Annotated in this window: 11 protein-coding genes; 4 read left to right on the forward strand and 7 right to left on the reverse strand. The window is 67.0% G+C overall.

From position 1 onward, the window contains the following. Window positions 1–106 precede the first annotated feature (106 nt). The 4 genes from OKW52_RS07980 to OKW52_RS07995 are packed head-to-tail and all read left to right on the forward strand — an operon-like array spanning window position 107 to window position 4,671. Window positions 107–1,402 (forward strand): flavin-containing monooxygenase, encoded by a 1,296-nt coding sequence (locus OKW52_RS07980; protein WP_264505226.1) that lies wholly within the window; start codon window positions 107–109, stop codon window positions 1,400–1,402. 1 nt (window position 1,403) lies between these two features. Then, on the forward strand, window positions 1,404–2,300 hold the full coding sequence (locus OKW52_RS07985; RefSeq protein ID WP_264505227.1) for a bile acid:sodium symporter family protein: 897 nt from the start codon (window positions 1,404–1,406) through the stop codon (window positions 2,298–2,300). Then, window positions 2,297–3,205 (forward strand): SDR family oxidoreductase, encoded by a 909-nt coding sequence (locus tag OKW52_RS07990; protein ID WP_264505228.1) that lies wholly within the window; start codon window positions 2,297–2,299, stop codon window positions 3,203–3,205. Before OKW52_RS07985 ends, OKW52_RS07990 begins: the two co-directional genes overlap by 4 nt. After that, on the forward strand, window positions 3,202–4,671 hold the full coding sequence (locus OKW52_RS07995) for an SDR family NAD(P)-dependent oxidoreductase (RefSeq protein ID WP_264505229.1): 1,470 nt from the start codon (window positions 3,202–3,204) through the stop codon (window positions 4,669–4,671). The genes OKW52_RS07990 and OKW52_RS07995 overlap by 4 nt, the downstream gene beginning before the upstream one ends. A gap of 145 nt (window positions 4,672–4,816) precedes the next feature. Here the strand turns inward: OKW52_RS07995 and plsY are convergent, their stop codons facing one another. The 7 genes from plsY to hisA all read right to left on the reverse strand — a co-directional run bounded on the left by plsY (window position 4,817) and on the right by hisA (window position 12,137). Then, window positions 4,817–5,431 (reverse strand): glycerol-3-phosphate 1-O-acyltransferase PlsY, encoded by a 615-nt coding sequence (plsY, locus tag OKW52_RS08000; protein WP_264505230.1) that lies wholly within the window; start codon window positions 5,429–5,431, stop codon window positions 4,817–4,819. After that, complete coding sequence (pyrC, locus tag OKW52_RS08005) at window positions 5,431–6,708, reverse strand: dihydroorotase (protein ID WP_264505231.1); 1,278 nt, start codon at window positions 6,706–6,708, stop codon at window positions 5,431–5,433. Before pyrC ends, plsY begins: the two co-directional genes overlap by 1 nt. Window positions 6,709–6,978: 270 nt before the next feature. Further along, a complete protein-coding gene (locus OKW52_RS08010) occupies window positions 6,979–7,434 on the reverse strand; it encodes a hypothetical protein (RefSeq protein ID WP_264505232.1) in 456 nt (151 codons plus the stop codon). A gap of 47 nt (window positions 7,435–7,481) precedes the next feature. Continuing rightward, window positions 7,482–8,522, reverse strand: coding sequence for a protease modulator HflC (gene hflC, locus OKW52_RS08015; RefSeq protein WP_264505233.1), 1,041 nt, complete (start codon window positions 8,520–8,522; stop codon window positions 7,482–7,484). Further along, window positions 8,522–9,691: an FtsH protease activity modulator HflK gene (gene hflK, locus OKW52_RS08020; protein ID WP_264505234.1), complete on the reverse strand. Its 1,170-nt coding sequence runs from the start codon at window positions 9,689–9,691 to the stop codon at window positions 8,522–8,524. The genes hflC and hflK overlap by 1 nt, the downstream gene beginning before the upstream one ends. Before the next feature lie 139 nt (window positions 9,692–9,830). Then, window positions 9,831–11,186, reverse strand: coding sequence for a glutathione-disulfide reductase (gene gorA / locus OKW52_RS08025; RefSeq protein ID WP_264505235.1), 1,356 nt, complete (start codon window positions 11,184–11,186; stop codon window positions 9,831–9,833). A gap of 228 nt (window positions 11,187–11,414) precedes the next feature. Beyond that, entirely contained in the window at window positions 11,415–12,137 is a 723-nt protein-coding gene (hisA, locus tag OKW52_RS08030) for a 1-(5-phosphoribosyl)-5-[(5-phosphoribosylamino)methylideneamino]imidazole-4-carboxamide isomerase (protein WP_264505236.1), read from the reverse strand. Between the last annotated feature and the right edge of the window lie 169 nt (window positions 12,138–12,306).

A 12,306-nucleotide genomic window follows, 5' to 3' on the forward strand; every position in this document is an offset into this window, starting at 1 on the left:
CTCGGGGGCATCGAGCCCCCTCGGCGCGCTCGGGGGTGTCCCACCCCCGCCGGCGCGTTGCGCCGCCCCCGGGGCGTATTTGAGGCAAGGTGAGGGAGGGTGTGTTGTGCGTGACTTACCGATTGCGTTGATCGGGGCGGGGCCGATGGGGTTGGCCTGCGCCAAGCTGCTGGTCGAGCAGGGGATCGCGTTTCAGGGGTTCGAGTTGCATTCGGATGTCGGGGGGTTGTGGGACATCGAGGGGCCGCGCTCGACGATGTATGCGTCGGCGCATCTGATTTCCTCGAAGACCAAGACCGAATTCCGCGATTTCCCCATGGAGGCGGGGGTGGCGGATTATCCCAAGCATTCGGTGCTGAAAGGCTATTTCCGCGCCTTTGCGGACCGGTTCGATCTGCGGCGGCACTTTCGGTTCGGGGCTGAGGTGCAGCGCTGTGAGCCGTTGGGTGCGGGGCATTGGCGGGTTGTGTGGCGTGAAGCGGGTGAGGAGCACGCGGGCGAATTCAGCGGCGTGATGATCGCCAATGGCACACTGTCCGAGCCGAACATGCCGACGTTCCCCGGCGCGTTTACCGGGGAGCTGATCCATTCCGCGCAGTACCGTCACCCCGACCAGATGCGCGGCAAGCGGGTGTTGGTGATCGGCGGCGGCAACTCGGGCTGCGACATCGCCGTCGACGCGGCGCATCATGGCGAAGGGGCGGATCTGTCGCTGCGGCGGGGCTATCACTTTGTACCGAAATACATTTTCGGCAAACCGGCCGATACCATCGGCGGGGCGATCAAGCTGCCGATGTGGCTCAAGCGCCGTGTGGACGGGATGATCCTGCGCTGGTTTACCGGCGATCCGCAACGTGTGGGGTTCCCGGCACCGGATCACAAGCTGTATGAAAGCCATCCGGTGGTGAATTCGCTGGCGATCTTCCATGCGGGGCATGGGGATATCCGCGTGCGTCCCGATATTGCGCGCCTTGAGGGCAAGCGGGTGGTCTTCACCGATGGCACCAGCGACGACTACGATCTGATCATCGCCGCGACCGGCTATCTGCTGCATTACCCGTTCATCGACCGTGCCTTGCTCAACTGGCAGGGGGCCGCGCCGCATCTGTACCTGAACTGCCTGCACCCTGAGCGCGACGACCTTTTCGTGATGGGCATGATCGAGGCGACGGGTCTGGGTTGGCAGGGGCGGCACGAGCAGGCCGAGATGGTGGTGCGTTACCTCAAGGGCCTCCGCGCCGGCGATCCGGCGGCGCAGGCGATCAAGGCCCAGAAGGCGGCGGGCTTTGGCCGGCTGACCGGCGGGATGACCTATATCGACCTGCCGCGCATGGCCTATTACGTCGAGCGCGACACATACCGGGCGGCGCTGGCCAAGCATATTACGGCCTTGGGGGGCTGAGATGGATCAGATCGACGACGTCATGCTGAACTTCAGCCCCGCGTCCCTGACGCTGCTGAACGCAATCCTTGCCGTGGTGATGTTCGCCATCGCGCTGGACCTTCGGCCCGCGCAATTCCGCGCGCTGGCGGCCGCGCCGCGCCCGGTGATCGCGGGGTTCCTGTCGCAGTTCGTGGCGCTGCCGGCGGCGACCTATCTCTTGGTGCTGGTCATGCAGCCGCGCCCGTCGATTGCCTTGGGGCTGATCGTGGTTGCGGCCTGTCCGGGCGGGAATATCTCGAATTTTCTGACGCATAGGGCCGGGGGCAATGCCGCACTCTCGGTCAGCCTGACGGCGATTGCCACGCTGGGGGCGATTGTGCTGACGCCGCTGAACATCGCGCTGTGGGGCGGGCTTTATGCGCCGACGCGCGAGATCCTGCACGCGACGACGATTGATCCCGTGCAGGTGGCGGTGACGGTGCTGTTCCTTCTGGTGCTGCCGCTGGCGCTGGGGATGCTGCTGAATGGCTATAAACCGGCGTTGGCCGCGCGTCTCCGCAAGCCGATGCAGATCCTGTCGATGGTGATCTTTCTGGCCTTCATTCTGGCTGCGCTGGCCGGGAACTGGGCCTATTTCGTCGCCCTCGCCGGGCTGGTCGCCGGGCTGGTCATCGCCCATAACGCGCTGGCTCTGAGCTTGGGCTATGGCATTGCCACGCTGGCGCGGGTGGCCCCGGCGGACCGGCGGGCGATCACGATCGAGACGGGGATTCAGAATTCGGGTCTGGGGCTGATCCTGATCTTCGCCTTCTTCGGCGGGTTGGGGGGCATGGCCGTGGTCGCCGCCTTCTGGGGCCTGTGGCACGCGATCAGCGGGCTGGCGCTGGCGCTGGCCTGGGCGCGCAGGCCGCTATGACCCGCATCCTGATCACCGGGGCGGCGGGCAATGTCGGTCGGGCGCTGATCGCCGGGCTGGGCGCGCACGAGGTGCTGGCGACTGATGTCGCCCCCGGCTATGAGCGGATGGATGTGACCGGCGATGACCCGGCCCGCGTGATCGCCGCGTTCCGGCCCGAGGTGGTGGTGCATCTGGCCTCGATCGTCACGCCGCCCAAGGGATCGACGCGCGCTTTCGAATGGCGGGTGGATGTGCAGGGCACGCGCAATGTGCTGGACGCCTGTGTGGCGCAGGGGGTGCGGCGGCTGGTGGTGACCTCGTCGGGTGCGGCCTATGGCTACCACGCCGACAACCCGGTGCCCTTGCGCGAAACGGACCCGCTGCGCGGCAACGTCGAATTCGCCTATGCCGACCACAAGCGTCAGGTCGAGGAAATGCTGGCCGAGGCGCGCGTTAACCATCCTGCGCTGGAGCAGGTGGTGCTGCGCATCGGCACCGTGCTGGGCGAGGGGGTCGAGAACCAGATCACCGCGCTGTTCCGGCGCAAGCGGGTGCTGGCGGTGGCGGGCGCGGACAGTCCGTTCGTGTTCATCTGGACGCAAGATCTGGCGCGTATCCTGATCCGCGCGACGACGGCGGGCCCGGCGGGGGTGTTCAACGTGGCCGGGGACGGGGCGATGAGCGTGCAGGATCTGGCAGCGGCGATGGGCAAGCCCTTGCTGGTGCTGCCAGCGTGGGTGCTTAAGGTCGCTCTGGGGGTGGCAAAGCCCCTCGGGCTGTCGCGGTATGGGCCCGAGCAGGTGCGGTTCCTGCAATACCGGCCCGTGCTGGATAACAGCGCGCTGAAAGAGCGCTTTGGCTATACGCCCGAACTGACCTCGGCGCAGGTCTTCGCGCTCTGGCAAGCATGGGCGCGGCCATGAGAACGGCGGTGATCACCGGCGGCGGCGGCGGTCTGGGCCGGGCGCTGGCTGCAGGGCTGCAGGCGCGCGGCTGGTTCTGCGCCTTGCTCGATCTGCCGGGCGGGTTCGGCGCGCTCAAAGAGGGGGCGCAGCAGAGCCTGCATGCCTGTGACGTGACCGACCCCGAACAGGTGGCGGCCACCGTTGCCGGGCTTCGGGCGGTGCGCCCGTCGCTGGATCTGGCGGTCTATAATGCGGGCGTCACGCTGATCGCCCCCTTTGCCGCGATGGACCCGGCGGCGCATCGCCGGGCGTTCGAGATCAACTATTGGGGCGCGGTCAACCTCGCCGCGGCGTTGCTCCCCGACCTGCGCGCCGCGCGCGGCACGCATCTGGCGATCACCTCGGTCGCCGGGTTCGCGCCGCTCAAACACCGCACCGCCTATGCCGCGTCGAAACACGCGATGACCGGGTTCTTCACCTCGCTCAGGGGCGAGGAAGCGCCGCACGGCGTCCGCGTCGCGCTTGCCGCACCGTCCTTCGTGGCCACCAATCCCGGTGCAGAATACGCCGTCAGCGGCATCGGGCGACCGGGGGCGGCGACGGACGGGATCGACGCGATGACCCCGGATCAGGCGGCGGCGGTCATCCTCAAAGGCCTTGACCACGGGCGCAGTTTCATCCCCGTCGGCCGCGTCGCCGCGCTGTCGGCCCTGATGATGCGGGTTGCGCCGGGCGTCTATGAACGCCAGATGTTGAAGAGGATGGCGCGCGAGATCGTCTTGACGGCCAAGGGCTTGGGCCATGGGATAATCCCCATGCGCATCCTCTTCGCCCTCTTTGTGTTGCTGGCCGCCTGCGGTCGTCCCCTGACCGCGCCCGAGACCGATCTGGCCCACCGCCTCTTTGGCGACACGCTCGACCCCGCCGCCGTGCGCTTCTACCGCAACGGCTTTGTCGGCATGCGCCGCCACGCCTTCGCCACCCGCCCGCGCACCACCTGCCGCGAGCGCATCCTGCCGCCGCCCACCGCAGCGGTGGAATACGGCCGTGCGGCGGGGGTGGTGGTCTTCGAGACGATCCATGTTCGCCCCGATGTCCTGCAACCCGATTTCGCCCGCCGCCCCGACGGGACGATGACCCTTGGTGCAGCAATGTATCTGGTGCATGAACTGACCCATGTCTGGCAATGGCAGAACCGCGAGCGCACCGGCTATTCGCCCCTGCGCGTCGGGGCCGAACACACCGGCGGCGCTGACCCCTATCTCTTTGACCCCGCTGACAACGCCCGCTTCCTCGACTTCGGCTACGAGCAGCAAGCCAGCCTCGTCGAGGAATACGTCTGCTGCGAAACCCTCGATCCCGACGGTGCCCGCACCGCCCGTCTGCGCGCTCTGCTGGGGCAGGTGATGGAGCCGGGCGCGATGCCCGATGTCCCGGTCTGGCTCCCCTGGGATGGCCTGCAACGCCGCGGCATCTGCAGCTGAACGCGCGTCATCATCTGTCCAAAAATATCCACGGGAGGATTTTCAAGGAGGGTACGTGTACCCTCCTTGAAGCAGGGGGCCCGGGGGCGGCAGCCCCCCGGCACTAACAGTAATCGCGGGGCGGCAGCCCCCCGCAGTCCCAGCCTCAGGGCTTCTTGCGTCCGACCTTCGGTTCCGTCCCGCTCACCAGCCGCGCGATATTCGCCGCGTGCCGCACCCAGACCAGCGCCGCCAGCACCACTGCCAGCGCGATCAGGCTCTGCGGGCCCCAGAGCCACAGATAGAGCGCCGCGATGGCCGAGGCGACCAGCGCCGAGGCCGAGGAAATCCGCGTCACCGCCAGCATCACCAGCCATGTGGCGCAGCAGGCCAGACCGATGGGCCAGGCCAGCGCCAGCAGCGTGCCGAGGAAGGTCGCCACCCCTTTGCCGCCTTTGAACCCCAGCCAGACCGGGAACAGATGCCCCAGAAACGACATCAGCGCCGCCACCTGTGCGGCATCCTCGCCCGCCACAGCCCGGGCGATCAGCACCGCGACCGCGCCTTTGCCGGCGTCCAGCAGCAGCGTCGCCAGTGCCGCCGCTTTGTTGCCGGTGCGCAGCACATTGGTCGCGCCGATGTTGCCCGACCCGATGGCGCGCACGTCGCCCAGCCCCATCGCCTTGGTAATCACCACGCCGAACGGGATCGAGCCCAGCAGGTACGATCCGATCGCGATGGCGATCAGCAACAGCGGCGCGGTGGTCATTTCGGGGAGCATCAGGCAGCCTCGCGCTTGAAAACCGGTTTCCCGGCGACATAGGTTGCCAGAACCTTACCCTGCAGCCGTGCCCCGTCAAAGGGCGAGTTCTTGGACTTGGAGCGCAGCAGGAACCGGTCCAGCACGAACGGCGCATGGGCGTCAAACAGCACCAGATCGGCAGGCGCGCCCGCGCTCAGCCGCCCGGCGTCCAGACCCAGCCTGCGCGCCGGGTTCAGCGACAATGCGCGCCAGAGCTGGGGCAGGGTGAGCTGGTCGTTGTGATAGAGCCTGAGCGCTGCGGGAAGCAGGGTTTCCAGACCCACCGCGCCGGGGGCGGCCTCTTCATAGGGCAGGCGCTTGGATTCCTCGTCCTGCGGGGTGTGCATCGAGCAGATCACGTCGATCAGCCCGTCAGCGACGGCCTCGATCATCGCCAGCCGGTCCTCCTCGGCCCGCAGGGGCGGGGTCAGTTTGAAGAACGACCGGTAATCGCCGACATCGAATTCGTTCAGCGTCAGATGGTGGATCGAGATCCCCGCCGTCACATCCAGCCCGTTCTTCTTGGCGCGTTCCAGCGCGGGCAGGGTGCGCGCGCAGGTGATTTGGTCGGCGTGATAGCGCACGCCGGTCATCTCGACCAAGGCCATGTCGCGGTCAAAACCCATGCGTTCGGCCATCGGCGAGACGCCCGGCAGCCCGCGCAGCGACGCGAACTTGCCCGAGGTCACGGCGGCTCCGGCGCTCAGCCCCGGGTCTTGCGGATGGCACACAACCAGCGCGCCCAGGGACCGCGCATAGGTCAGGCAGCGCGACAGCACCTTGGTGTCGCGGGTGACGTGCTCGACGTCCGAAAAAGCGATGGCGCCGGCGTCCATCAGGAAGCCGATCTCGGCCATCTCGCGCCCCTCGCGGCCCCGGGTCAGGGCGGCCATGTGGCGCACGTTGACCGGAGCCTCGATGCTGGCGCGGCGGCTGAGGAAATCGAGCGATTCGGGCGTGTCGGTGGCCGGGGTGGTGTCGGGGCGGGTGATGAACGTGGTCACCCCGCCCGCCGCCGCGGCCTGACCCGCCGAGCGGTAGCTTTCCTTGTGGCGCGCGCCCGGTTCACCGACATGCACACCCCAATCGACGATCCCCGGCGCCAGACATTTGCCGCGCGCGTCGATCACCTCGGCCCCTTGGGGGGCGGGCGCGTTCAGCGCGGTTATGCGGCCATTCTCGACGGTCAGCGAGCCTGAGGCATCGGTGCCCGCCTCGGGGTCGATCAGCCGAGCGTTGGAAAAGTGAAGGATCATGCGCGCCGCCTTGCTTGCCGTCCGGGCGGCCCTGAGGCCACCGGGTTCGGGCGGGCTTATAACGCCGGATGGGCCGGGGCGCTACTGCTCAAGCGCGTGTCGGATCAGCCGAAAGCAAGGCCTCGGCGCGGGGGCTGGCCAGCACCACCAGCAGCGGGGCAGTCAAGCGGGCGGCGTGACTGCGGGTTGTGGCATGGCAGCGCCCCGGCGTCACAGGGTCCATGCTGCGCCGGTACGCTTTTGTCCCCTAGACGGTCCCCTTTGCGCGGTTCACGACGCGCGGCTTCTGGCGCGGGCATCGCGGGCGTTGATGATCTTGGTGATCACCTCGGTCTCATCGGCCAGAAACTTGAGCAGATGTTTGTCGCCCGATCTGGTGATCAGCTGCACATCGCCCAACAGGGGCCGCGCCTTGTCGATTTCAAGCAAAGTCACCGAGCTGACGCCACCGGCCAGAATGAGCCGCCGGTCGGTCAGCAGCCAGCGCATCTTGAAGGTCTCGCCCGCCAGATACAGCCCGCGCACCGCGACAGCCAGAACAGCGCCCAGCGAGCCGATGGCGGGGTAAGGCGAGCCGATCAGCCACAGCACACCACCTGCCAGCGCCATCAATCCGACCGCCATGATGCCGTGATCGCGCCAATAGCGGTTGCGGTCCGGGGCGAAGGTGACGAGCAGGCGCTCGTCCGGCTCCAGCAGCGGGTGGTCGATGTCGGCGGGGGTCATGCGGGGGTCCAATAAGGCTGCGCCCCCGAAGCGGGGGCGCAGGAAGGTCAGTTTGCCGGAGCGGCTGCGGGTTCCTCGGCGGGCGTTTCAGCCGGTGCCGGAGCCGCCGGAGCGGCGTCCGCCGCAGGAGCCGGAGCGGCTTCCGCCGCAGGCGCCGGCGCTGCTTGCTCTGCCGCGGCGGCATCCTCCGCATTGTCAGCGGTGATCTGCGCGCCCGTCCCCGTAGGGTCGATCTGCCGCAGGAAGCGGAAGAAGTCGCTGTCCGGGCTCAGCACCATCGAGGAATTATCGCCCGTCAAAGCGCGCTCATACGAGGTAAGCGACCGCGAGAACGAGAAGAACTCAGGGTCCCGGCCGAAAGCGTCGGCATAGATCCGGTTCCGCGCCGCGTCTGCTTCACCGCGCACGATCTCGCTGTCGCGACGGGCGCTCGACACCAGTTCGACCACGGTACGGTCGGAAAGGGCACGCACCCGCTGCGCGGCTTCGTTGCCGCGCGCGATCTCGTCAGCGGCCTCGCGTTCCCGTTCAGCCCGCATCCGGGCATAGGTGGCGGCAAGGTTCTGCTCGGGCAGATCGGTGCGCGTCAGACGCACGTCAACCACATCCACACCCAGCGCCAGCGCTTCTTGCCGGGCCTGATCACGGATCTGGTTCATCAGCCCCGTACGATCCTCGGACAGCACCGCATTGGACGGCACCGACCCCAGAACCTCGCGGATGGCCGCGTTCAGGATCCGCTCGATGCGCCCCTGAGCCGCACGCACGCCTTCCACGCCGACGGCCTGACGGAAGCGTTGCACGTCCGAGATGCGCCAGCGCAGGAAGGCGTCGACGACCAGTCGGCGGTCATCGGCGGGCGTCACTTCCAGCGGTTGGGTTTGCAGGCCCAGAATACGCGCGTCATAGCGCACGACTTCCTGGATCAGCGGGATGCGGAAATAGAGACCGGGTTCGGTGCGGACCTGTTTGACCTGACCGAACTGCAGCACCAGCACGTTTTCGCGCTCATCAACGATGAACACGGACGACAGCGCCAGAGCGACGGCAATCACCAAAACGGGGATAAACAGCGTGAGACGTTTCATCAGTTGCTCCCCTGGTTCGTGGTGCGGCTGGAGGTGCCAGAGGGTGCATTGCGCACCATGTCGAGCGGCAGATAGGGCACGACGCCCTGTCCGTCAGAGCCGCCGACATTGTCGAGGATCGTCAGGTTCATGCCACCGAGCACACGCTCCATGGTTTCCAGATACATCCGCTCGCGGGTCACTTCGGGGGCGTTGCGGTACTCTTCCCACACGGCCAGGAAGCGGCTCGCTTCACCTTCGGCGTTGTTGACCACCTCGGCGCGGTAGGCCTCGGCTTCTTCCAACACCTGTGCCGCTTCACCGCGTGCGCCAGCGACGACGCGGTTGGCATAGGCATCGGCCTGCCGCTCAAGCCGGTCACGTTCCTGGCGCGCGGCCTGCACTTCACGGAAGCTGTCGATGACTTCACGCGGCGGATCGGCGCGGTCAAAGTTGATACGGATCACGTTGATGCCCGACTGATAGGTGTCGAGCACGCCCTGCACGGCCTGCAGCAATTCGGCTGCAATGGTGCCGCGATCGCGGTTGAGGATGGGCGACAGTTCCGAGCGCGCAATGATGTCGCGCATCGCCGATTCCGCGACAGCACGGACGGTGTTGGACGGATCCGCCAGATTGAACAGATAGTTGCTGGGATCGCGTACGTTCCAGACGACCTGGAATTCGATATCGACCACGGCTTCGTCGCGGGTCAGCATCAGGCCGGTATCCAGCGCCGAGCGTCCGGTGCCGACTTCGGTCACCCGTTCGGTCGTGACCTGCACGATCTCGGCCGAAATGAACGGCCAGGGCGCAAAGTTCAGACCCGACGTGCCGGTGCTGTATTCCTGCCCGAACAGCAACTCGACCGAGCGCTCTTCCGGGCGCACGGAATAGACCGAGACGTAAAGCCACAGCGCGGCCAGTGCCAGAGCACCCAGCGCGATACCCCGCCCTGACAGGCCCGGGCCGCCCGGGCCACGCCCGCCGCCCGATCCATTGCTGCTGCCACCGCCGTTACCGCCCATCAGGACTTTCAGCCGTTGCTGGCCCTTTTTCACCAAATCCTCGATTTCGGGGATCTGCGGGCGTTGGGGATCATTGCCGCCGCCGTTGGGTCGGTTCCCCCCACCCGAGCTGCCACGGTTTCCACCGCCGCCGCCCCACGGGCCTCCACTGTTGCCTGACATGGCCTCTCCTTGGTTCAGGTCTGTCATCATCTCGGTATCACCGACTCAATTGGGCACTAAGGGCGCGGATTCAAGCGCAATCGCCCCCGGTTCCCTGCGGCTGACTGTCATAGTACCCGCGCAAGCGGCGCGGGACCAGTCAACGAGTCGGCTTGCGCATCAACACCAGTTCTTCGCTCATCGTCGGATGAACGGCCATTGTGGCGTCGAAATCGTCTTTTGTCGCGCCCATCTTGACCGCGACGGCGGCAATCTGGATCAACTCACCGGCGCCGGGTGCGACGATGTGACAACCCAGAACCCGGCGCGAGGCCTTGTCGACGACCAGCTTGAACAGCGCCTTGGTGTCGGTGCCGATGAAGGCGGTCTGCATGGGCCGGAAGCTGGCGAGATAGACCTCGATCTCGCCCTGCGCGCGCGCCTCGTCTTCGCTCAGCCCCACCGTGCCTGCCTCGGGCCGGGTGAAAACGGCGCTGGGGACGTTGGTGTGGTCCACCTTGACGGGGGTGCCGCCAAAGACGGTATCGGCAAAGGCGTGGCCTTCACGGATGGCGACCGGCGTCAGCTGGATGCGGTTGGTGACATCACCCACGGCAAAGATCGACGGCACGTTGGTCTGGGACCAGTCATCTACCGTCACCGCGCCCTTGTCCAGCACGACACCCGCCTCTTCCAGCCCCAGCCCCTGCGTATTGGGCACCCGACCGGTGGCAAAGAGCACGGCTTCAAAGATCCGCTCGCGACCCTGCGTGTCGCAGGCGCGGAACCGGCCATCGTCCAGTTTCTCCAGCGCGGTCAAGTCGGTGTTCACTTCCAGCGCGATGCCCTGCTGGGTCAGCGCGGCGGCGACATGGTCCTGCAGATCGGCGTCAAACCCGCGCAGAACTTGCTGTCCGCGGTACATCTGCGTGACGCTGGACCCCAGCCCTTGCAGGATGCCCGCCATCTCGCAGGCAATGAACCCGCCGCCCAGCACCAGCACCGAGGCGGGCAGGCGGTCCATCAGGAAAATCTCGTTCGACGTCATCGCGCCGACACCGCGATACGGCTCGGGAATGAACGGCGTGCCGCCGGTGGCGATCAGGATGTGCTTGGTGGTCACCCGCCGCCCATCGGCCAGCACGACAGTATGCGGATCGGCCACGGTGGCGCGCTGGTGGTAGATCGTCACGCCCGCAGTTTCGGCGTTGCGGGTGTAGATGCTCTCCAACCGGTTCAGCTCGGCATCCAGCCGGTGCCGGAACCTGGTCCAGTCAAACCGGCCCTTTTCAACCTGCCAACCGTAAGCCGCGCCCTCGTCGATCGAGGCCCCATGCCCGGCGGCGAACACCATCAGCTTCTTGGGCACACAGCCCCGGATCACACAGGTGCCACCCATGCGGAACTCTTCGGCCATCGCAACCTTTGCGCCGTGATCGCTCGACGCAATCCGCGCCGCGCGCACCCCGCCCGAGCCACCGCCGATGACGAAAAGATCATAGTCGAAATCGGGCATGCTGGGTCTCCGTCGCATCAGGTTTCGCCCTTACCTAAGCGGCCCACCCCGCAAGGGCAAGCGCGGGTGCCGGGCCATTTTCTGTCCCTAAATATCCTCGGGGGTGAATTCGGCGTCAGCCGAAGAGGGGGTCCGAGGACCCCTTCTTGCGCGCCGCGCCAGCGGCGCGCCGGGTCGCCCGAGGGCGCGGCGGCGGCAGCCGTCTCGGCCGAGGGCGAAACCGCCCGCTTATGCCTTCAACGTCGCCAGCGCCTCGGCCAGATCCAGCTTGCCATCATAGAGCGCCCGCCCCGAGATCGCCCCATCCAGCGGCGCACCGCTGTCGCGCAGCGCGATCAGGTCGGCCAGCGACGACACCCCACCCGACGCGATCACCGGGATCGAGGTCGCCCGCGCCAGCGCTGCCGTCGCCTCGACATTCGGCCCCTGCATCGCGCCGTCGCGGTCGATGTCGGTGTAGATGATCGCGGCCACCCCGGCATCCTCGAAGGCGCGGGCAAGATCGGTCACCATCACGTCGGTCTCTTCCGCCCAGCCCTTGGTCGCCACCCGCCCCTTGCGCGCGTCGATGCCTACGGCCACCTGACCCGGGAACGCCCGTGCCGCCTCGCGCACCAGCGCCGGGTTTTCCACCGCCACCGTGCCCAGAATGACCCGGCGCAGGCCCTTGCTCAGCCACGCTTCGATCGTTGCCATATCGCGGATGCCGCCGCCCAGCTGGCAGGGTACGCTGACCGTCTGGAGGATGCTCTCCACCGCGCCCGCATTGACCGGTTTACCGGCGAAAGCACCATTGAGGTCAACCAGATGGATCCACTCGGCCCCCTGATCGGCAAAGGCCTTGGCCTGCGCCGCCGGATCGTCGTTGAACACGGTCGCCTGCTCCATCGCGCCTTTGTACAGGCGCACGCATTGGCCGTCTTTCAGGTCGATGGCAGGGTAAAGGATCATGGGCTCGCTCCGGGGTTGCTCGGGCGTCGGTTTAGCGCCGCGCCGCGCCGGATGCAAACCCTGACTGCCGGGACAATTGCTTGACCGTATAGTCAAAAACCAAGCAAATTCAAAGAGAAAGCCGTTTACTGCTTGCACGGCTTTCCGCGCCCTCCTAAACCACCCCATC

It is taken from the genome of Pararhodobacter zhoushanensis, assembly GCF_025949695.1.
Lineage (GTDB): Bacteria > Pseudomonadota > Alphaproteobacteria > Rhodobacterales > Rhodobacteraceae > Pararhodobacter > Pararhodobacter zhoushanensis_A.

What these genes read in the sequence shown, in the direction of transcription:
- plsY (WP_264505230.1), bottom strand. Translation starts at nt 5,431, where the DNA reads ATGCTCCCCGAAATGACCACCGCGCCGCTGTTGCTGATCGCCATCGCG.
- OKW52_RS07995 (WP_264505229.1), top strand. Translation starts at nt 3,202, where the DNA reads ATGAGAACGGCGGTGATCACCGGCGGCGGCGGCGGTCTGGGCCGGGCG.
- hflK (WP_264505234.1), bottom strand. Translation starts at nt 9,691, where the DNA reads ATGTCAGGCAACAGTGGAGGCCCGTGGGGCGGCGGCGGTGGAAACCGT.
- hflC (WP_264505233.1), bottom strand. Translation starts at nt 8,522, where the DNA reads ATGAAACGTCTCACGCTGTTTATCCCCGTTTTGGTGATTGCCGTCGCT.
- OKW52_RS07985 (WP_264505227.1), top strand. Translation starts at nt 1,404, where the DNA reads ATGGATCAGATCGACGACGTCATGCTGAACTTCAGCCCCGCGTCCCTG.
- gorA (WP_264505235.1), bottom strand. Translation starts at nt 11,186, where the DNA reads ATGCCCGATTTCGACTATGATCTTTTCGTCATCGGCGGTGGCTCGGGC.
- pyrC (WP_264505231.1), bottom strand. Translation starts at nt 6,708, where the DNA reads ATGATCCTTCACTTTTCCAACGCTCGGCTGATCGACCCCGAGGCGGGC.
- hisA (WP_264505236.1), bottom strand. Translation starts at nt 12,137, where the DNA reads ATGATCCTTTACCCTGCCATCGACCTGAAAGACGGCCAATGCGTGCGC.
- OKW52_RS07990 (WP_264505228.1), top strand. Translation starts at nt 2,297, where the DNA reads ATGACCCGCATCCTGATCACCGGGGCGGCGGGCAATGTCGGTCGGGCG.
- OKW52_RS08010 (WP_264505232.1), bottom strand. Translation starts at nt 7,434, where the DNA reads ATGACCCCCGCCGACATCGACCACCCGCTGCTGGAGCCGGACGAGCGC.